18 protein-coding genes and 1 pseudogene are annotated in these 20,432 nt (G+C 32.9%); 2 read left to right on the top strand and 17 right to left on the bottom strand.

The features are described 5' to 3' along the window. Positions 1-31 precede the first annotated feature (31 nt). From H033_RS0110555 to H033_RS19995, 15 genes and pseudogenes are all read right to left on the bottom strand, one after another. Positions 32-1,285 (bottom strand): Y-family DNA polymerase, encoded by a 1,254-nt coding sequence (locus H033_RS0110555; protein WP_026838299.1) that lies wholly within the window; start codon positions 1,283-1,285, stop codon positions 32-34. A gap of 1 nt (position 1,286) precedes the next feature. Then, positions 1,287-1,709, bottom strand: coding sequence for a LexA family protein (locus tag H033_RS0110550; RefSeq protein ID WP_051227874.1), 423 nt, complete (start codon positions 1,707-1,709; stop codon positions 1,287-1,289). Positions 1,710-1,921: 212 nt separating this feature from the next. Next, complete coding sequence (locus H033_RS0110545) at positions 1,922-3,079, bottom strand: hypothetical protein (protein WP_026838297.1); 1,158 nt, start codon at positions 3,077-3,079, stop codon at positions 1,922-1,924. After that, positions 3,051-3,707: an ATP-binding protein gene (locus tag H033_RS0110540; RefSeq protein WP_026838296.1), complete on the bottom strand. Its 657-nt coding sequence runs from the start codon at positions 3,705-3,707 to the stop codon at positions 3,051-3,053. Before H033_RS0110540 ends, H033_RS0110545 begins: the two co-directional genes overlap by 29 nt. Further along, positions 3,691-4,179: a hypothetical protein gene (locus tag H033_RS0110535; protein WP_231367596.1), complete on the bottom strand. Its 489-nt coding sequence runs from the start codon at positions 4,177-4,179 to the stop codon at positions 3,691-3,693. Before H033_RS0110535 ends, H033_RS0110540 begins: the two co-directional genes overlap by 17 nt. A 162-nt stretch (positions 4,180-4,341) precedes the next feature. Beyond that, a complete protein-coding gene (locus H033_RS0110530) occupies positions 4,342-4,617 on the bottom strand; it encodes a helix-turn-helix domain-containing protein (protein ID WP_026838294.1) in 276 nt (91 codons plus the stop codon). Between the two features lie 312 nt (positions 4,618-4,929). Then, entirely contained in the window at positions 4,930-5,754 is an 825-nt protein-coding gene (locus H033_RS20000) for an RteC domain-containing protein (protein WP_196809432.1), read from the bottom strand. A 152-nt stretch (positions 5,755-5,906) separates the two neighbouring features. Next, complete coding sequence (locus tag H033_RS0110520) at positions 5,907-8,075, bottom strand: prolyl oligopeptidase family serine peptidase (RefSeq protein WP_026838293.1); 2,169 nt, start codon at positions 8,073-8,075, stop codon at positions 5,907-5,909. 70 nt (positions 8,076-8,145) lie between these two features. Continuing rightward, positions 8,146-8,268 carry a hypothetical protein gene (locus H033_RS22290; RefSeq protein ID WP_262489307.1) on the bottom strand — a complete coding sequence of 41 codons (123 nt, stop codon included), beginning with the start codon at positions 8,266-8,268 and terminating at the stop codon, positions 8,146-8,148. An 83-nt stretch (positions 8,269-8,351) separates the two neighbouring features. Next, positions 8,352-9,992 (bottom strand): helix-turn-helix domain-containing protein, encoded by a 1,641-nt coding sequence (locus H033_RS0110510; RefSeq protein WP_026838292.1) that lies wholly within the window; start codon positions 9,990-9,992, stop codon positions 8,352-8,354. An 88-nt stretch (positions 9,993-10,080) separates the two neighbouring features. Continuing rightward, the gene (locus H033_RS0110505) at positions 10,081-11,364 is read right to left on the bottom strand and encodes an HlyD family secretion protein (RefSeq protein ID WP_026838291.1); all 1,284 of its coding nucleotides are present in this window, start codon (positions 11,362-11,364) and stop codon (positions 10,081-10,083) included. A gap of 15 nt (positions 11,365-11,379) precedes the next feature. Beyond that, the gene (locus H033_RS0110500; protein ID WP_026838290.1) at positions 11,380-13,554 is read right to left on the bottom strand and encodes a peptidase domain-containing ABC transporter; all 2,175 of its coding nucleotides are present in this window, start codon (positions 13,552-13,554) and stop codon (positions 11,380-11,382) included. 324 nt (positions 13,555-13,878) lie between these two features. Beyond that, positions 13,879-14,292: pseudogene (locus H033_RS0110495) on the bottom strand (tyrosine-type recombinase/integrase); the annotation flags it as partial. A gap of 19 nt (positions 14,293-14,311) precedes the next feature. Further along, positions 14,312-15,745, bottom strand: coding sequence for a transposase (locus tag H033_RS0110490; RefSeq protein ID WP_026838288.1), 1,434 nt, complete (start codon positions 15,743-15,745; stop codon positions 14,312-14,314). A gap of 73 nt (positions 15,746-15,818) precedes the next feature. Continuing rightward, entirely contained in the window at positions 15,819-16,790 is a 972-nt protein-coding gene (locus tag H033_RS19995; protein ID WP_081661832.1) for a phage integrase SAM-like domain-containing protein, read from the bottom strand. A 324-nt stretch (positions 16,791-17,114) separates the two neighbouring features. On the opposite strand from H033_RS19995, the gene H033_RS0110480 reads away from it, so the two are divergent. Next, the gene (locus H033_RS0110480; protein WP_026838287.1) at positions 17,115-17,798 is read left to right on the top strand and encodes an SIR2 family NAD-dependent protein deacylase; all 684 of its coding nucleotides are present in this window, start codon (positions 17,115-17,117) and stop codon (positions 17,796-17,798) included. A gap of 121 nt (positions 17,799-17,919) precedes the next feature. Beyond that, positions 17,920-19,257, top strand: coding sequence for an adenylosuccinate lyase (purB, locus tag H033_RS0110475; protein WP_026838286.1), 1,338 nt, complete (start codon positions 17,920-17,922; stop codon positions 19,255-19,257). A gap of 82 nt (positions 19,258-19,339) precedes the next feature. Here purB and H033_RS0110470 read toward each other — a convergent pair whose 3' ends face one another. Together H033_RS0110470 and H033_RS0110465 are read right to left on the bottom strand one after the other, a co-directional pair. After that, a complete protein-coding gene (locus H033_RS0110470; RefSeq protein WP_026838285.1) occupies positions 19,340-19,885 on the bottom strand; it encodes a DUF4252 domain-containing protein in 546 nt (181 codons plus the stop codon). 3 nt (positions 19,886-19,888) lie between these two features. Next, on the bottom strand, positions 19,889-20,422 hold the full coding sequence (locus tag H033_RS0110465; RefSeq protein WP_026838284.1) for a DUF4252 domain-containing protein: 534 nt from the start codon (positions 20,420-20,422) through the stop codon (positions 19,889-19,891). Positions 20,423-20,432 lie beyond the last annotated feature (10 nt).

Raw genomic sequence — 20,432 nt, 5'->3', positions numbered from 1 at the left:
ATTTCTTCCTGAAGATCTAATATTCTGGCATTTAGTACACCTGAATAATTTCATCTAATCGAGTGGTAAAATGCTTTGAAAGCTGATCTTGCTTCATTTTCCAAACTCTCCCAAGATCTTGACCTCCAAACTTCACTTTATCATTTGTATTAAAATTGATTTTATCGATAGTTTTCATTAATATAATATGCTTAGGATTTTCAGTATTAAAAAGTGATTGTTGCAAAGAATAACTAGGCGTAATTCCCATAAGGATTACTCCTGCCTTCTTATAGTGATATCCTTCTTTAAATATCCGTTTTAAGCCGTCTAAGGCTGAGTTAATAATAGTAAGCGTAGAATTCGAGGGAAAAGGCAAATGGACGCAAATATGAGAGCTGTATTGCTTTAAATCGTTTCTATGTGCATTAGTATGAAGAAATATATACACCAAATTGCAATGGGTATTCTGTTTCCTTAATTTCCAAGCTGCTTTTCCACAATAGGTTGATAATCGCTCTGTTATATCTGAATAATCAGAATACATTCTTTCGAAAGATCTGGTAACAGAGATGTTTTTTTTAGGTTGGACATTTTCAAAATTTAAAGTTCTTTCACCAGATAAATCTCTTTTCAATCTTAAACCTACTTGCGTCATTTGTTTTAACACATAGCTATTAGGAAGATTTATAAACTGATGTGCGTTTAAAACCCCTATGTTTTCCAATTTTCTTTCGTACTGTCTTCCAATGCCCCACACATCACCAATCTTTGTCCATTTTAAAGCCTTCTCTATTTTATAAGGAGTATCTATAATGTGAACTCCTTCAGTAGCTTCACTAAATTTTTTAGCAATCTTATTTGCAACTTTGGCTAAAGATTTTGTCTCTGCAATACCTATGCTAATCGGAATACCTGTTTCTCTATATACCCTGGAAATCATTTCTTTACCTAATTTCTTCAAATCCACTTTATAAAATTCCTCGAATTTCAAAAACGATTCGTCTATGGAATAAATTTCTATTTCGGGTGTGAATTCAGCTAGTATATTCATAATACGACTGCTCATATCGCCATACAGAGCATAATTTGAGGAAAAAATATTGACATTGTGCTGCTTAAATAGTGGACGGAATTGAAAAGCTGGAGCACCCATTGGAATCTTTAATGCCTTTGCTTCATTAGATCTTGCAACTACGCATCCATCATTATTAGACAGAACAACAATAGGTTTGTTGTTTAAGGATGGATTAAAAACTCTTTCGCAGGAAGCGTAGAAATTATTACAGTCAACTAGAGCAAACATGTTATAGAGTTTTAATCACGTGTTTAACAATCCCCCAGATAATAAAATCGTTATCCTTAGTTACTTTTATCGGCTGATATTTAGGATTGTCGGCTATTAACCATATAATATCTATTTCAAACTTTAATCTTTTAACTGTAAACTCTCCATCAATAAAACATACTGCAACTTTATTCGAGATTGGTTCTATGCTCTTATCAATTATAAGCAAATCACCATGATGAATTCCAGCTCCCTCCATAGAATCACCATTTACACGTCCGAAATAGGTTGCATTTTTATTCTTTATGAATTCTCTATTTAAGTCAATAGAATTATCAAGATGATCATCGGCGGGAGAAGGAAAACCAGCTGATAATAAACCAATACATGGGATTTGAACTGGTTTAATATTATATAAAGGATGATAAATGGAAATTTTCATACATCAAAACTACAAAAAAGGAATGTTTCCATTTATTAGGATTATATCCAATTTAGTTTTATGCTTCATAAATATTTCCTCATGGTATTAAAGTATCTAAATGTTTAGTTTGGGAATCGTCTTCAGAACTAAAACATCTATAAACATTTTTTTATAAATTCCATTTCTGAATCTAAACAGTTTCAATTAGATCTAATAACGCTCCTACACGTTTAAATTTCGAAATTTCCCCATATTACCGGATGTTCACTAGCAGCTTGATTTTTTTGATTTATGCTTGGAAAGTAAGACCAAATGGGTTGCTTTTCTGGCCAGATACCTTTCCTATTTAATCCGCTACTTTGTACTTTATTAAAAAGTTCAGGCGATAATAACAAATAATCTTTTTGCTTAATATTCACTCCCATTCGGTACGCTCCAAGGCTATGATATTCGGCATCTACTCCTTTATCCACGTCCACTTGGAAGGACTGGTGCTTTGTTATATCTTTCAAATTGGTTTTGATAAGTAATGGGGAGAGGGAATAACAATAAGAAACAGCATTTAATGTACCCACAATTGCGATGTATTTTTTCCCCTGAGCATATAATTGCTTATAAACCTCAGCAATCCTTTTGGTCTGTCCTTCCCTTATATTATCAGAAATTTCTTTATCTTCTGTTTGTTCCTGCAAATGAGTAGCTAAAACGTATATGATATTTCCTTTGACGCTACGGATTTCATACTCCAATAAATCCTTATTGAAAATAGGTTCTTTCGTGATTTTATAATCATAACTGTGACTCCGCACCGACAGAATCTCAATATCACTGCGAGTAAGAAGTCCTATTTCTTGACCACGTTTATCATTTCCTTGCACCACAAAAGTATAATGAAAAGGTTTGCAATTAAATTTCGGCAGAAACACTTCATTAAATTCCGTTAGAGAAGCGCGATCTTCAATTTCCTGAAGAATCAAAATATCTGGATTCACTTCGGCGATTACCCGAGCCTTATTTTCTACTGCTCTAGGGTCTAATGGATAATTCTGAAGTGCAATCCAACCATTCCAATCTGTTAGCTCCCCTGCTTGCAATTCTTTTGAATAATTCATCCCCTTCAAAAAAAGAAAACCAGCTTTTCTCCTTAGAACTGCATATGGTAATTGAAGACTATTATCGATACCTATAAAAAATGTCAATTCTCTTAAACGATCTTTATCTCCATTTGTCTTTATAGGTTTGCCCATTAAACCGTCTATCTCTATAAGCCACTCATTGTTACATTTATCATAGGGATTTACTAAATAACTTCTGTCACGATGGAATATATTCTGGATATTAAAGGTGGCTATTTTCATATTATTTTCTCTTGTCTTTAATTTTTTCATCGAAGGCTACTAGATTGAACATTTTTTTCATTCTGCTTCTTACTCGCTGCCCATATAATTCTTCAAGTTCATAAACACTCAAATTAGTAGTCGCATGGGTTTTTAATTTTGTTTGAAGAAATAATTCATATCTGGAGAGTAGGATTTCACCAATCACATTACAATCTTTACCGAAATGTCTTCCTATAGGCTCCACACCCAAATCATCAAAACAAAAACTACTGCTGTCTCCGTAATCTTCAATAGTTTTATAACCCAGATGATTAAAAGCAAAAACAATATTCCTGCAAGGCATTACTACATAATTACGCATATGCGGCACCAAATACCGTAAAAGTTTCATCATGCTAGTTTTTCCACAGCCCACAGGACCAGAAAGTAAAATTCCTTTTTTAGGATCCATTTCGTATTTCTCACAATAATTTCTATCTTTTATGAAATAATTACATAGCTTGAATAAGACATTTTTATCTTCTTTATAAATTTTAAAATTCGGACCGAATAGGATTTTGCCTTTTGCCTCCAGATATACCATAATTTTCGGGAAGTCGTAGATTATTTTGGTACCGTCGAAACTTCCCAAGGAATATTCAATTCCATCTTCAATAATACTAGAGGGGTTCGTCATAATTCTTGTATTTACTAGTTTTCAAGTTATCTCGTTTTTGAAATGCTGCCGGAGTCCTTTCAAATTCGTTTGCTTTTAGCATCCAATTTTCCGCTGTTGCATGCCAATCGATAATTTTGATTTCATTTCTGAGCTTCCATCCGATTGACCGGTAGTGATTATAAAATTTTTTTCCTTCAATAGCAGACCAATTTTTATTTTTAAAATAAATTAAAACATCATTTTCATTTTGGGGGAGCTCTAGTTTATTAATGTTTATTTTTTGTTTATTATAGTTTATTAAAGGAGTTAATGCTTGTTTACTACTTGTTTCATACGTGTTCATAGCTTGTTTAATACTTGTATCAAAAATGAGCATGTTAACTCTGCTTCCCTTATAGGGATTATAAGATGGCAGATATTGAATGTATTTTTGTTCATGCAATTTTTTCATACAACGATGGTAAGTTGGGTTAGAACCAATTTTTCCCATTCTCATAATTTCTTCTCTATGGATATAGAAGCTATTTTGGAATCTATGAATATTCCAGGTTTGGAATAAGGCCATGTACAAACTTATGTGAGTGGCATTAAGACTGGAATCCCTTGAAAACTGCTGAAATACAGCATTCAAATGCGTTATATAATTCATATCTCAATCATTTTTTACAAGGTTATTTGCAAGTACTTTCTGAATTGCTGCGGAATCATAATAAATAATTCCTCCTATCTTACTGAAGGGTAGTGTGCCGTTAATTCTAAAATTGTTAAGTGTTCCGGCACTAATTTTCAGCATTTCTCTGACTTGTGTAGATTTCAGCCATTTTTTTGAAACATGTCCCGATTCTTTTTCAAGTAGTTTTTGGATTTCTTCAAGGAGCTCCATCTTGAACTCCATTAAATCTTCTGTGGTTACAATTGATGTTGGCATAATTAAATGTTTTTAAAACAATCCCACCGCAGGTTAAAAGGTTTAAAGCGATGGGATTGCTTTGGTTTGACTTTTAATTACAAAATTGAAGCAGTTAGATGAATAAAAATCACCATATCACCGGACTCCGGTAAAAATTTAACATTTCTAAAATAAATATAAATGGAGCTATTAAGAAGAAAGTTGAATAATTTTATAACGCAAATCCCTTTAAAAAACCTGAATTTATTTACAATGATGAATACCGAAGATTATCCAGGTAGGGTTGTTTTTTAACATCTTAAATAATAAAACAGCAATTTTTTGAAAGGTTCAATATTCGGAATCCCTCATCTTAGTGAGTAGATTGATAGATAACTCCTCTAAAAATGGAGTGCGGCTTTTCTTCCTAGACTTTAATTCTGAAAAAATTTTATATATATCTCCTGGATCAAAATGAAATATAATTTTGAAAAAGGCCGCAATATCTTTTAAATCAGTCTTTCCATTATTAAAAACCTTTTGTTCATGAAGTGCATAAATAAGTTCTGTTAAACCCGCTTTAGATCCTGTCCACTTAAGTTCATTCTTGCCTTCGGAAGTATCTGAAAAATCAGAATCCAAGCTCTGTAACTGTTGTTTAAGAAATTTTATGAAAAGTTTATTTGCTTTTAGTTCCCCCAACAGGAGATCGTGGGAGGTATTAAAATCAGGATCTCTAAAATGGAGTAAAGCTTCTGTAATCACTATATTATTAAATTCTCGAGTAAAATAAAACGAATCCAGATAACTTTGATTAGTCTCTATATACTCGACAAATTCTGAATTGATCAAAAAGAATTTGTTCAATTTTTTAAGTTTTGTATTAATAAATTCTGTCAAAAATTTCTTTCCGCCTTTTGGCGCTTGAACATAAAAGGAATGCAGCTTCGAATAGTAAATTAATTGGCTTAAGGGAAGTTGTTTCTGTGTTTTAAAAAAAAGGATTTCTGAAGAGATATCCTGGAAACCTCCAGAATTGATCTCTTTTCTATAAGATTCCAATATTATACGGAAATAATTAATAATTTCTCTGCAGACAACAAGCTTGTTGAGAAAAGTTCGTTCGATTCTCCAGATTTCAGCCTCTATTTCTTCTTTTGTAATCTGAAAGTCCATTTTTTTGATATTAAGAAGTATCATCTTAAATATCCGTCTATTTTTTAAGATCTGAAACCCGCTATACGTTCCATTTATAAAGAAACGGCGTCATTTATAAAGAATAGGAAAATAAATTATGGAAATCTGAATTTTAACTGGAAAGTACTATTTTAATTCTTCATGTTGGATTTGGCAAAACTGAAAATCTTGCTATACAGCCTTATCGTTTCATTATAATCACCAAAAGTTTCATGGCCAGAATTATAATCTATATCCATTAAAATAGCTGTATTTGCTGTATTGTATTTCTGAAGCTTGGCGATATACTTACCGTTATCCCATAGAGGAATCCGGTCATCATTGTAGCTTGGCATTATAAGCGTAGCTGGATAGTGGGTGTTAGGTTTAATATTTAAATAGGGGTCCATTTTTATTAGTCCCGCATATTCTGCACTGTCCTTTACAGTTCCATATTCTAGATAACTTGTACTGCTTGCCGTACTGGAAGATTCAAGGCCAAAAGGGTTTAATCGCGGTACTTCAGCAATAAAAGATGAAAAAAGATCTGGTCGTTCATTAACTGCCATTGCTGCGGTAACACCTCCCGCACTGCTTGTATATAAAGAAATCAAACCTTCTTTAGTAAGATTCATATATATTAAAGCTTCCGTACAAGCTATAAGGTCCTTCCATGAATTATATTTTAGATTTTTCATGCCCTGTTCATGCCACTCCTTTCCTTTCTCCCCTCCACCTCTAACATGCGGAAATGCTAGAATTCCTCCCTGTGCCGCCCAGTCTAAAAAAATCGGAGAGAAAAATGGGCTCAAGCTTTCACCATAAGCTCCATAAACAAAAATGAAGACTTCATTATCTGAATTCTTCTTGATCCCTTTTTTATATACCAATGACATGGGAACTTCTATTCCGTCATGCGAGCTGACCATTACTTGCTCAGAAATAATATCTGCAAAGTCATGGTATTCACTTTCAGTTGATAGAAGCTCTTTTTGAACATTACCTTTTTCATCTATTATATAGCGGATATAATCCGAAGTCCAGCCATCCAATCCTAATCCCATGTTATTATGAGAAAGAGATTCTCCAAAAAAAGAGATAAAGCCTGGCGTAAAAGGAAGGTCGAGTTCGGTAAGCTGATTCCCAGAACTTATTTTAAATAAGGAAACATTTGCACCGTACAAAGATCTTGTGAATAATATATGATCCTTAGTTAATCCAAAATTTGTAATTGGATCGTCTTTGGTTCCTTTTACTAAGATAATGGGATTATTAAAATCTGGACTTGAAATATTTATCTTTGCTAAGCTATTTCCCTTCAATTTTCCTTGGCGGAAAATAAACTCTTCCCCGCGCATTTCGCCTTGGTCATAGTATATTTTATCATCCTTTTTAAAAAAAGGTTTCCAATCTGGTTTTCCATTAATAACATCACTCATTTCAGCGATAAAACTGTCATAATAATCATCTGAGCTGGCCACATATCCAATAATAAACTTATCCTTGCTCGAGCCAATCTTTACTTTAGGATAAAAATCTGCTGAAATTTCTAAATTTGTATCAGATCCAAAAATTGGTGTAACATTTATACTATCCTCCCCTATTTTATGTAGTACTGAAAACGATTTTTTTTTAAAATCTGGCTTAGATGTGTCAACCTCTGGAAAATATAAATAGATAAAACCAGAGTTATCTGGTAGCCATTCTATTCCGCCAAAATCAGGATTTATATTTGTTATTTCATCATTTAGGAATTTGCCTGCTTCCAAATCGTATATTTTAATCTTACTGGAAAAATCATTATTTTCATTAAATCCAATGGCTATTTTTTTTCCATCGAAAGAAGGTTTAAGGTAGCTGATCTCTTTATCCCCACTAGCATAATGGTTAGGATCGAATAATTCTTTTTCCTCGGCATCAAGTTTCTGTTTATAAAATAATTTTTCCATTCCTAGACTGTCATCTTTTTTCAAGTAGAAATAATTTCCAGTCTCGTTTACAGTAATCATACTCACTTTAGATTGAGTAATATTTTGAAGTTGTTTAAATCTTTCCAGGTATTTCTGCATTGATTCAATGGTATCAAAATATGCTTCTGCCAAAGAATCCTGTAATTTGAACCACTCTTTAATTTTCTCATTTTCAATATCGTTTAGGTTATAAAAATCATCTGTAACTTTTACGCCAAATTTTATCTCATGTTTAATCTCCCCATTAATATTGGGATATATCAACTGGTTAATTTGTTTTTCCTGAGAATAACAAAATATTGGTAACAGGATCAGGTAATTGGTCAGAAAAAGTTTCTTAAATGTCTTCATAACTGTAGTTTTAAAAATTCCCGAGCCATTAAATTTGACTCGGGAATTTAGGAAAATGACACGATTAAATTTATACTCCTGCCTTGGGTCTTTTAATTTTGTCCCTATCTATAGGCCCATCCTCTCCCCCACCTCGAATTTTATCCAAATTCTTCAGTGCTCTTCCTTTGAAATCTTTTAGTACTTTTTTCATAATTTAAGTATTTGATTAATAAAAATTTACACTCACTAAGTAATCACAAATGAACACAATCAGCAAAAAATTTAAACCGTCATTTATAAATGGCGACTAGTTTCCCTCGATTTTAGTTCATTTAAAAACATTGAAGGAGAAACTCCAGTTTTCTTATAAAAAGCTTTGGAAAAAGATTCTCCTGTCTTAAATCCGAAAATTTCTGCCAAGCCCTGATGATTGTATTTTAATAAATCTGGATCCTTGCTAAGGCGATTGATGGCGGCTCTTATCCTCAGATCCTTAAGATAATTGGGGAAATTCACTTTTTTGTAATGGTTAATAATGGTTGAAAGGTATGTTGTGTTAGTGCCTAGATCATTGGCTAGATTGGACAAATCAAGATCTTTATTTAAATATCGGTCTGAATTTTCAAAGGCATTAAGTTTTGATAAGATCTCTTTTCTAATTTCTATTGGTACCGAAGATGGGTGCTCAGTAACTTGCTTCGTTTCATATATTTGAACTTCACCACCTTCCATTAAAATATTTAATCTTTTTCTTATGTTTCTTGAACGGAGGAAAAAGTAAATACCGATTAAAATAGCAATCCCTGCAAAAACAGCTATTCCAATTATATAAAAAGTTTTTGCTTCTAATTGTTTTTCAGCTTTCAGTTTTTGCCGTTTAAGATCGGGTATATCATATGCTATTACAACCTGATTATTCACATTTTCCTGAGCCGATGATAATATGCTATCATTATGAATCAATTTTTCTATGTATTCAATTTGCTCTTTATCGTTATCCTCAAGAACAGAAAAGATAATAAGCTGCTGATAAACATCCTTAACTTCTCCAAAAGGATCCCCAGATAAGGAAACAATAGAATCTATTTCTTTAAAATAAGCCATTGCAAGCTTATCATTTTTCAAATATTTTTCAATTTTTCCTAGGTAATAAAGTTTAATTGCTCTCTCGGTACCCTCTAATTTATTAATATATTTCAACAAGCTATCTTTTGATTTTTTGTAATCTTTCTGATAGTAATTTATCTGGGCATCAACAAGCACGAAATCCCTGAAATCATCAGTTTTTTTTAAAGATTCCGCCAGTTTCAAACCTTTTCGCACATAAAATTTTGCAGTGTCTATTTGTGATAATCTTAAGTAAGTAAGGGAAAGATTATATAACAAGGTGGAGTAATCTTCATAATACGCATCAGGAAAATTATCATTCTGCTTTAATAAGCTTAAGGACCGTTTATATAGATCAGCGGCGGCATAATGCTGACCATTAATATTTCGAATTGCTGCGATTGCCAGTGATATTTCCCCTTGGTCTTCTTTGTTTTCTTTTTCTAAGGCCAGATTATAGGCTTTTAAATAATTATCAAGTGCAGGTTGAAATTTTCCCTGATCATAAAACAAATTTGCTTTAAGGGTGTATCCCAGTGTAGGATAACTTTTATGATCACTATTTTGCGTAATAGAAATAATAGAATCTGCATAAGCTAAAGCGAGCTGCGGCTCTTCAATAAAAACTAAATGGTAGAATGCCCTTGCAAGTTCAATAGGATTATTTTCTTTTTTTGACTTGCTTACATGAATTCTGATTATATTTCGAAGTTCATCAAATTTTGATGCTTCCGCAGCCTCTGCTTCTATTATATGCAGTTGCTCATAAGTGGTAGTAATTGAATAGTCAGAAGGTGACTTAGTGTTTATAGTTTGTGAAAATCCCATCTGAGTTACACAAAATACGAGTGCTAGGCAGATAAAGGCCTGGAATCGAAAATATTGTATTAGAGAAGAGAAGATCATTCCTTATCATTTAAAATTCCTGATTTGACCATAAATGTCGAACTTGAAAAAAGACCCGGTCCATAAGCGTTACTTCATTAAGCAAAATTTCAGCAGTACCTTTCAACTCTTGATGAAATTGCAAATTTTTACCATACGATGTCCTAAGGTTACCAATATCTAGATAAACAATATAAGCAGGATTTTCACCTATTTTCGGTACTTCAGATATCGATCTTACCTTCGCTCTTACCAGGCCCCATTCACGGTATGGATAATTTTCAAGTTTCAAATTTACCTTTTGGCCGGCTTTAAGCTTACCAGAATTTCGTAATGGTACTTCACATTTCCCGATTAGGTTTTGCTGAATTAAAGGAACCACCGTGAAAATATTTTCGCCTTCGGTAATATTCTGATACTCTCCCCAAACTTCGAAAAATGAAAGCCGTCCCTCAATAGGGCTTTTTAGAAGATATTTATCTTCCCATTCTGTAATGGAATTAAGTAAATTTTGCCTGGATAGCTCTAAATCCATTTCTAATTTATTTTTATTCCTAGCAGAACTGTGTATGGTCAGTTTTTGTTTGTTTTGAAATCCGCTATTCTCTAACTTCAACTGGTTAAATTCTTGTTTTAATAAATAAAATTGCCGTTGTACACTTAAAAGTTCTTTTTCTGTTGTTTCCAGGTCCAGTTGAGATATCACACCCTTTTGAAACAACTGCTTATATCTACCAAAATTATTTTGAGAAACATCCAGGTTTCTTTCCATAGTAATTAATTCCTCTTTTTTGTTCTGAATTGAATTTTTCTGATTGAATAGTTCTGCTTTGATCTGTTCATCATAAATATTAAAATCCTGAAGAGATTCATCTAATATCAATTGCTGATAATTATTCCAAAAAGTATTATAATACAATTGGATATCGCTTCCTAAATGCAATTGTGGTGAAAAAGTTTTTGATAAAACTTCAAGAGAGTAAATTTCAACTAAGGAACTCTTTAGTTGATTTTTAAGATAAAGAATATCCTCTCTATTTCCGTTATTTTCTAATTCACCTAAAATATCACCTTTAATAACCGTATCTCCAGCTTTATAATTAATTGCCAAGATCTTTCCAGTATTTTTTGCCTTAATATGTGCTGGTGGATTATCTGAAGTAACCATGACATTTCCTTCAACCACTTCATTAAATGGGAAGAAGGAAGCAAAAAGGAGTATAAGAATTAACATTACAAAAATAAAGATAGTACCGTAGCGTAATATCCATCCAGGCTCCTTTTCAAGCTTACTATCTTTATTTGAATTAAACATTTTATAGTATTTATTTTAAAGTTGATTCTGTATTAATTGGTAATAAAAACCTTGCCGTGATAGCAGTTCCTGATGATTACCTTCTTCGACTACCTTGCCTTTATGCATGACTAGAATTTGATCCGCATTTTTTACCGTGGACAATCGATGAGCTATTATGACTACAGTTTTGTTTTTATAAAACTGATTTAAATTTTCAGTAATTACTTTTTCATTTTCCGCATCCAGAGAACTAGTTGCTTCATCGAAGAACAGATAATCAGGATTCTTATAAATTGCTCTTGCAATAAGTAATCTTTGCTTTTCACCTCCGCTTAATAGCTGGCCTTGCTCCCCAATTTTAGTCTGATATTTAAATGGCAGTTCATCAATGAAATTCGACAAATTTGCCAGTTTCACTGCTTTTTCAATTTCGTGTTGGTTCACAGGCTCTTGGGATTTAGATTCTGTAATGTTTCTTTCTATGGTATCATTGAAAAGTATTCCATCTTGTAATACCGCGCCACAAACCTGTCTCCATTTGTCTGCTTTAATATTCTCAAGATTTTGATCTCCAATGCTAATTTTTCCTTCAATGGGGTTATAAAGTTTTAGTAATAATTTCAGAAGTGTTGTTTTACCCGAACCACTGGCACCGACAATGGCAGTAACTTTACCTTGAGCTATGGTTATAGAAATATTATGAAGTATAGATCTTGAACTTACGGGATTGAATTTAAAACTTACGTTTTTAAAGACTATGTCACCAGGATCCATATAAAATCCGCTATAAGCATTTTTAACTTCAGGTTCTTGATTATGAATTTCGGATAACCTATCTAAAGAAAGTCTGGCTCTTTGATAACCTACAAGGAAATCCATGCTGTTTGAAATGGGAACATATAAACTTCCAACGATAAATTGAATCGCAAGCATAGTACCTAAGCTAATTTCTCCTGTTATTACAGCCTTTGCAGACCAGAATATAATAAGGATACTCGTAAATTCATTAATAAATTTACCTCCATTGATTTGTGCCTGATCTACTCTCAAAATACTTGATTGCAGCCCAAAAAGTTGGGTTTGATTTAGCCTCCATTCAGCTTTTCTTCTTTCCTCAGAATTATTTAGTTTGATTTCCAGAACACTTAATATTATTTGAAGGAATAAAGACTGATCTTTTCGGTTTAAATCGAATAGCTGATGATCCAGCGCCTCCTTTTTCTTCATAAATAACAATGACCATCCCATAAACAAAAAGGTTCCAGTAATAAAAATCATTAGAATGGAAGTATTGAAAATTCCCAGGATAATAGCAAAAATGAAAATTGTGAGTAGATCAAATAGAATTGTTAGTGATCTACCACTCAAAAATTCTTCTATTCTTTGATGATCATAAATGCGCTGCATAAAATCCCCGGTAGTTTTAGAATCGAAAAAGGCTATGGGAAGTTTTAAAATTTTATCCAAGTAATCAGAAATCATTGCGATTATAACCTTAGTTCCAATATGTAACAATATCCAATCCCTGATTATTCCTGAAGCAGATCTTACAAGAAATAAAAAAAGCTGTGCTATAACGATGAGGGATATAAAATTAATATTCTCATAGTTAATCCCGTAATCAACGATACTTTGAGTAAGAAAAGGTAAGATTAATTGAACAACAGAAGCGATGAACAATCCTAGAAAAACCTGATAGATATATTTCTTATACGGTTTCAGATAATCGATTAGAAATCCTAAACCCTGCGCTTTGATATCTTCTAAATCTTGTATAGAAAAATTTTGATTAGGTTCAGCCAAGAGCAATACGCCTTCATTATTTTCTTCTACCCAGCTATTTCGAAATTCAGCATGAGAGTATTTCATTCGTCCTAGAGCAGGATCTGATACAAATACATTCCTTTTATCTGTTCTATACACTACCAAAAAATGATTGTTTGACCAATGAGCGATTGCAGGCAGTGGCACTTCATGAAGAAGCTCATGAATAGTTGCCTTAATCCCTATGGAATCGATTCCTATTCGTTTTAAGGCATCGGAAAGACCTGCCAGAGACACACCTCCTTTTTGAAGACAAGATATTTCCCTGAGATAATTCAAATTATAATTTCCTCCATAAAAATCTGTAATTATTTTTAGGCAGGTGGGACCACAGTCCATCTGATCGAGCTGGCGATAAACCGGAAAATCATTGGCTCCAAACATATTATATAATTGAAAGTCAGAACACTAAATTAATTTAGAAAAATGATAACTGTAGACGAACTAACTATCCATTTATAAATGACGGTAAATTCAACTAAAAATTATATACCTATCTATTGGGGAAAATAGATGTTATTATGGGGGAGAAAGGAAATAAACTTAAAGTATGGAGCTTTGTAAAAACTTAATAATTATAAATTTAAGATTTTATCAGAAATGAATTGCAAATTCTAAACATTATTTTAATATCATCTTAATTGATGAAATTTGCTAGACAGAACTGACCACTACTCAATTATCGAGATAGACATTTTTCATTAAATTTCAAAAATTTATTACACTGTCTAATGCCTCATCGGCATCTCTATGTATAAAATTGGCCTGGTAATTTAAAGTAGTTTTTAAATCACTGTGACGATAAAGTTTCTGTAACATTAGAGGATGTATCCTATCTCCTGCAATATTTCCAAAACTATGTCGAGCAATATGATTGGATAAATTTTTATCTATGCCACTTTGCTGAGCAATCTTCTTAAGATATTTATTCAAAAGCTTAGTAGCATTTTTGGTTTTAATATAGATTTTTTCTGAATCCTTAGAATCAATATCTTTTAAAAAAGGAAATAAATATCCATTATTAATTTTTTGGTCTTCTCTATAGTAATTAATTATGCACTCAGCCTTATCGGGAATTTTAAGACTTAATGCTTTTTCATTTTTATTCATTACATAACTCAAGTTTCGCACCAGAGTAGTTTTATGCAACAGCTTGATATTTAAATTCATGAGTATTTGTTATTAATCCAAAATCTTCAATATTTGATATTATTTGGCAGGTAATATATTCAATATCAATTGATTCTACTAGTTTTTCCAAAACGGTCAGTATTAAGTCGACAACTGCTAATATCCTGATATTTAACTTGTTTTCGATATAATCTTGTTTCAAATCTCTGAACAATCCGCCTATGGTTTCATAAGCCTCCATCCTGTATCGGATGCTTGTGAGTAAATACTGGGTCATTGTAATTGTTATTTGCGCAATTTGAACATCAAAATTGGTGGACTGGCATTTCCCTAGCCCAAAGAGCTGTTTGGCTTCTTTAAAGAAGACTTCAATTGACCATCGAATACTATATACTTCAATTGCTTTTACGAATTTTAATGCTGTATCAGTCGTTATCAACGTGTGCCATTTGCCGTTTTTTCCACGTCTTGAAATAAACACGGCAACCTTAAGTCCATCAATTTCAGTTATGTAGTGGTGGTAGTGGTAATTAAATCTACGGCACCGCTTTGGTTTTGTTTTCTGTTTTTTGAGCTGTGACAATGTTCTAACCTTTGATTTAACTTCAATTTTACTATTGTATTTATACATCCCAATAATATGGGCCGTCTCACAAATACTTCGCAACTTTTTAAGCAACCCTACACTTGTAAACCAGGTATCCATTAAAATGTAGTCTACTGGGATTTTACGCTTTACAACCCTTGAGAACATTTGCACTACTAGGTCTGTCTTCTTTTTATTGAGTTCCTTATACCTCTTTGCCGCAACTGTCTTGCTACATCTTGGTGTCTTCTTTTGGGCCTTGCGCTGCTTTGCCGTTAGGCCATATTTTAATTTGGATGTCTTGCTCTCACGGTGCAAACTAAAATCGATGGGGATAAAAACACTTCCGTTCCAATACCCTGCCACAAATAGTTTGAAGCCCAAGTAGTAGGTTTTTGATACATGGTTGTAGATCTTTGAGACCCCCTCAATGGTCTTTCCTGTTTTTGGAAGATCCGTGTCATCAAAGATCAAGCATCTTGTAGCGGCTGCCGAAGGTGTGAAAAGTTCATCTTTCAATAAATACTGCTTTACGAACTGAGCCAAAAAAGCTCTCCAGTTGATTTTTTGATTAGCTAGAATCCGATAGTACGAATCTTTTCCACATTTACTCAATTCCGTGCCCTTATTGGCTGTAAGTCCATAAATGGAATTGACTCCAAGAAGTGGTAAAATTAAAAGCGTAGAGATCAAGCTCTCGAATGAAAAACCTGCCTTCTTGCACCAACTGAACCGGCTTTTTATTTTATCAAAACCTAAAATATTCAGATGTGACTGTAAATATTCTGAACTCACCCAAACCTTAGTAAACTTTCCTTTTAATTCTTGGGTTTTTGCAATATCTTCGTGTTGTAGCATGTTTTGTACTTTATGTGTGGTAACCTAAAGATACAGTAAAACCAAGGGTTTCCCTTGGTTTTCATGCTATTTATTATCGCTCAAAGCCTGTAAACAATGGGTGCGAAACTTGAGTTACATAATAGAGCCGATTATTTTTGAAATCTGTCCATCTTAATTTAACAACATCAGATATACGAATTCCGGCAAAATAAAAGGAAAATAACCAAATATTACGAGTATGCCAGATAAAAGAAAATTTCTCAAAATTTAAATTTTCAATTTTCTCAACTTCATCTATAGTCAATCCTATTTTATTACCAGAACCAATTCGGATTTTTTCTTTTTCTCCGGCGAAAGGATAATATTTTTGAGCAATTATTCCTTCCTTAATGGCGATGTTGAACATTGTCCTAATGAAAATAAGCTGATTGGTAACAGTTCTTTTGCTTTGACCAAGATAAGAAACACAAAAGATTTTATATTTATTCAGAAATGCCTGATCTATGTCATAAAACTTCAAATTTTTATTTTTTCTGAAATCATTTACCCCATCATTCCAAGAGTATCCCGGTTTTTTCGAATTACTTATCCGTTTCTTGCGGCGGTCCATGATTCCCTTAACGACTGTAGTTTTATTTGAAGAAGATTTAACTTTCAAAAACTCTTCTAAATTATAGAGACCAGATAGCTCTGATTTCGCTACCGAAAATATGCCAGTGTCATATTTATTTTGAACTCTCTCAGCAGCTACTGCAAAAAAAGATCTGGATCCTCCTGGACCTCTTAATTTTTGTTTAACTTGTATTGGGGTAATGCTTACTTTAGAATCATAATAAATATCATTTGCTTCAGTTAATTTTTTCATCAAAAAATTATTCAGCTTTCTAAAATTTGGATGGCTCGCTTTAACTTTTCCTGCTACTTTATCCCAATCTTTTTCAAGTACATATTGGCTCAACCAATGATAATTAGTCTTGTAATTTTCACTAATTCTCAATGCAAGTGGAATTGTACCATCCTTTTTAATCATATTCTTCCTTAATACAATTTTGATGCTCGCCATAATTTAAATTTACTCAGAATTTTTTCAATTTTATTAGTACAGAATAAGTACATAATAGGAACTTTCCATTCAAGTAAAATTGAATACAAATATAATATAAAGATCTGTAAATGATATAGGTTATATGCTTTTAGTTCGATTTACATAATCTAACCTTCAAGTTCATAACCCAGAGGTCACGAGTTCAAATCTCGTTCTCGCTACTTAAACCGATCAGAAATCATATTCTGATCGGTTTTTTTATTCTCATAATTTTCTTTTCTGTTTTTAAGTTATATCTTAATACTTAATTTCTTGATATTTCAGGTTTTAATCTATTTTTTGATGCAGCATATTGTTATTCTTACCGGTGCCGGAATTAGTGCAGAAAGTGGGCTTAAGACCTTTCGTGACTCTGATGGACTTTGGGAAGGACATGATATCATGGAAGTTGCTTCTCCCGAAGGCTGGGATAGAAATACCGAGAAAGTACTAGATTTTTACAATCAGCGCAGAAAACAATTACTAAAAGTGGCTCCAAATAAGGCTCACAAAGCCTTAGTGAAACTGGAAGCCAAATATAAGGTGAGCATTGTCACTCAAAACATAGACGATCTGCACGAGCGAGCAGGAAGCTCCAGAGTTATTCATCTTCATGGCGAATTATTAAAAGTGCGGAGCACTTTTGATCATGATTTGGTAATGGATTGGAAAAATGATGTGAAAATTGGTGATTTTTGTGAACACAACTTTCAATTACGTCCACATGTGGTTTGGTTTGGAGAACCAGTACCCATGTTTCCTATGGCAGCAGATCTCGTCCAAAATGCAGATATATTAATAATCGTAGGCACCTCTATGCAAGTATATCCGGCAGCAGCTTTGTTGGATTTTGTTGAAGAAAATGTACCTATATATTTTGTAGACCCCAAACCGGCAATACGCCCTCGGGATTCTACGATTATAATTAATGAGCAGGCAACTATTGGTGTTCCTAAATTGGTGCTGGACCTATTACAAAATAGCTAAACCCCACTATCAATAAAATTCTCCTTAGCAGTATAAATACACTTAAAAATATCTTTAGATCTGGCTTTCTAAAATTGTTAAAGGCTTACCTTTGAGCCTTAATTTATAAAAGCTGTATTGAATGACACCTCTTAGTGCAATTTCTCCAATTGATGGAAGATATCATCAAAAAACAAAAAATTTATCGGCGTATTTTAGTGAGGAAGCTCTAATAAAATATAGGGTTCGAGTTGAAATTGAATATTTTATCTCCTTATGCGAGTTGCCTCTTCCTCAGTTAAAAAATATAGACACTTCTGTTTTTCCAAAGTTGCGCGACATCTATAACAATTTCACATCTTTGGATGCTTCAGCTATCAAAGAAATTGAAAAGACAACTAATCATGATGTAAAGGCAGTAGAATATTTTATAAAAGAAAAATTTGAGGATCTTTCTTTAAGTCAATTTAAAGAGTTTATCCATTTTGGACTTACCTCTCAAGATATAAACAATACTGCGGTTCCTTTAAGTTTAAAGGAAGCAGTTTCTAACGAATATATTCCAGCACTTACCGAAATAATTGAAAAATTAGAAAGCCTAAGTGAAGACTGGGCAAATATTCCATTATTAGCAAGGACGCATGGGCAACCCGCTTCCCCTACTCGCTTAGGGAAGGAAATGAAAGTTTTTACTACCAGATTGAATGAACAATTAAAGTATTTGAAAAACATTCCAAATGCTGCTAAATTTGGAGGTGCAACAGGAAACTTTAATGCTCACAAGGTAGCTTATGGAACAATAGATTGGAAAAAATTTGGATCTAGTTTTGTTCAAGACACTTTAGGTTTGCATCATTCTTTTCCAACTACTCAAATTGAACATTATGACCATATGGCAGCATTGTTTGATGCCCTAAAACGGATTAACACGATCCTAATAGATCTTGACAGGGATTTCTGGACCTATGTATCTATGGATTATTTTAAGCAGAGTATAAAAAAAGGAGAAGTAGGTTCTTCTGCAATGCCACATAAAGTGAATCCTATAGATTTTGAAAACAGTGAAGGAAACCTGGGAATAGCAAATGCTATTTTCGAACATTTATCTTCTAAATTACCTGTTAGTAGATTACAACGTGATCTAACAGATAGTACTGTTTTAAGGAATATTGGTGTGCCTATTGGGCATACTCTTATTGCATTTCAGTCTACGCTGAAAGGTTTAAACAAGCTTCTTTTAAATGAAGAAAAAATAAAGATAGATCTTGAAAATAACTGGGCTGTGGTAGCAGAAGCAATTCAGACGATTTTAAGAAGAGAAGGATATCCAAACCCTTATGAAGCACTTAAAGGTTTAACAAGAACCAATGCAGCTATAACCAAACAAAGTATGGGAGACTTTATTGAAACTCTTGAAGTATCTCAGGAGATCAAAAATGAATTAAAAGTAATTACTCCACAAAACTATACGGGTATTTAATACCTGTATTATACGCAACAAAAAAGCCCTTGAAAAGAAATTTTCAAGGGCTTTTTTGTTGTTGTGCAATGCACTGTTTGATTTACAACTGGTCACTAGAAAGCATCTTGGAAATACCTTCCAGACCACTCATATCTATATCTCCTTTTTGAAGAGATCTCACCAATTGTAAAATATCTGATGGATTCATATTATCTCCTAAGATTCTAGCGATTCCCATCCCCTTCGATTCATCTTCACCATAAACTATAATTTCATCTACAGCCTCCTCACTACCAGTATAATACAAAGTCATTTTAGAGTTTCCACCACCATATTTCATTAAAAGCTGATATTTTTCATCCTTTAGTATATTAGATATCTTAGCTTTTTCAGCCTCTATTTTTGTTTGATTTTCCTCCTTCTTAGGTATCGCTAAAATATTGATCTTCTTAACGGTTTCCAATGTCTTTTTCTGGTCCTCAGTCAATTTTTCTGTATTAGCAAATAGACTAGTTGGAACATCTACAGCTACAAACTCCTTGTCACCTTGATTATCCACATAATATTCTTGTAAACTTTGATTATTATCACAAGACATCAGAAGAATAACTGTGCATAAAAGAGTTATTTGTTTAAAAATCTTCATGATTTATATTTTAGATTTTTTATTTACTTTTTTTAACTCTTCAGCACCTGGAACTTTTAAGTCAGTTGCCAATTTAGAAAGTTGTGTAAGATCTATATCCCCTGTTATACTTAAGATCATAGAAATTGGCTTTCCGTCTTTTTCTCCATCCATGAACATAAAAAGTTCACTTACAAAATTATCGTTTCTACCAGGTTTAGAATAAAATTTAATATTCTTCCCATCTTCATTTACTCTCATTAACTGCTCTAATGATCCTTTACTTAAATAAGAAGCTACATCAGATTGCATTTGCGAGCGTACTCCCGGTGCCGAGCTAGTGAACATTCTTATTTCCTTTAGATTCTCAATAAGCTTAATATATTGTTGTGCTTCTGGATCTGTGGAGCTTAAGTCTACTTTAGCCAATAACTTGAACATTTTACTGGTCATGATCATGGCATCTACTTCTTTCATATTTTCATATTTCTCAAAACTCTGAGAATATCCTAGAAGTGAAACTAAACTTAAAGCAATAACTAAAATTGATTTTTTCATGGTATTTGAT

This window comes from Gillisia sp. JM1 (genome assembly GCF_000424645.1).
GTDB lineage: Bacteria > Bacteroidota > Bacteroidia > Flavobacteriales > Flavobacteriaceae > Gillisia.
Note: the sequence above shows the minus strand (reverse complement) of the source record. Positions and strands in the feature narration are given on the sequence as shown.

Excerpts from the sequence above, each read along its gene's own strand:
- H033_RS20000 (WP_196809432.1), bottom strand. The coding sequence starts at position 5,754 with ATGGACTTTCAGATTACAAAAGAAGAAATAGAGGCTGAAATCTGGAGA.
- H033_RS0110500 (WP_026838290.1), bottom strand. The coding sequence starts at position 13,554 with ATGTTTGGAGCCAATGATTTTCCGGTTTATCGCCAGCTCGATCAGATG.
- H033_RS0110520 (WP_026838293.1), bottom strand. The coding sequence starts at position 8,075 with ATGAAGACATTTAAGAAACTTTTTCTGACCAATTACCTGATCCTGTTA.
- H033_RS0110555 (WP_026838299.1), bottom strand. The coding sequence starts at position 1,285 with ATGTTTGCTCTAGTTGACTGTAATAATTTCTACGCTTCCTGCGAAAGA.
- H033_RS0110530 (WP_026838294.1), bottom strand. The coding sequence starts at position 4,617 with ATGCCAACATCAATTGTAACCACAGAAGATTTAATGGAGTTCAAGATG.
- H033_RS0110505 (WP_026838291.1), bottom strand. The coding sequence starts at position 11,364 with ATGTTTAATTCAAATAAAGATAGTAAGCTTGAAAAGGAGCCTGGATGG.
- H033_RS19995 (WP_081661832.1), bottom strand. The coding sequence starts at position 16,790 with ATGGCGAGCATCAAAATTGTATTAAGGAAGAATATGATTAAAAAGGAT.
- H033_RS0110470 (WP_026838285.1), bottom strand. The coding sequence starts at position 19,885 with ATGAAGATTTTTAAACAAATAACTCTTTTATGCACAGTTATTCTTCTG.
- H033_RS0110535 (WP_231367596.1), bottom strand. The coding sequence starts at position 4,179 with ATGGGAAAAATTGGTTCTAACCCAACTTACCATCGTTGTATGAAAAAA.
- H033_RS0110490 (WP_026838288.1), bottom strand. The coding sequence starts at position 15,745 with ATGCTACAACACGAAGATATTGCAAAAACCCAAGAATTAAAAGGAAAG.
- H033_RS0110510 (WP_026838292.1), bottom strand. The coding sequence starts at position 9,992 with ATGGGATTTTCACAAACTATAAACACTAAGTCACCTTCTGACTATTCA.
- purB (WP_026838286.1), top strand. The coding sequence starts at position 17,920 with ATGACACCTCTTAGTGCAATTTCTCCAATTGATGGAAGATATCATCAA.
- H033_RS0110550 (WP_051227874.1), bottom strand. The coding sequence starts at position 1,709 with ATGAAAATTTCCATTTATCATCCTTTATATAATATTAAACCAGTTCAA.
- H033_RS0110540 (WP_026838296.1), bottom strand. The coding sequence starts at position 3,707 with ATGACGAACCCCTCTAGTATTATTGAAGATGGAATTGAATATTCCTTG.
- H033_RS0110545 (WP_026838297.1), bottom strand. The coding sequence starts at position 3,079 with ATGAAAAAATTAAAGACAAGAGAAAATAATATGAAAATAGCCACCTTT.
- H033_RS22290 (WP_262489307.1), bottom strand. The coding sequence starts at position 8,268 with ATGAAAAAAGTACTAAAAGATTTCAAAGGAAGAGCACTGAAGAATTTG.
- H033_RS0110465 (WP_026838284.1), bottom strand. The coding sequence starts at position 20,422 with ATGAAAAAATCAATTTTAGTTATTGCTTTAAGTTTAGTTTCACTTCTA.
- H033_RS0110480 (WP_026838287.1), top strand. The coding sequence starts at position 17,115 with ATGCAGCATATTGTTATTCTTACCGGTGCCGGAATTAGTGCAGAAAGT.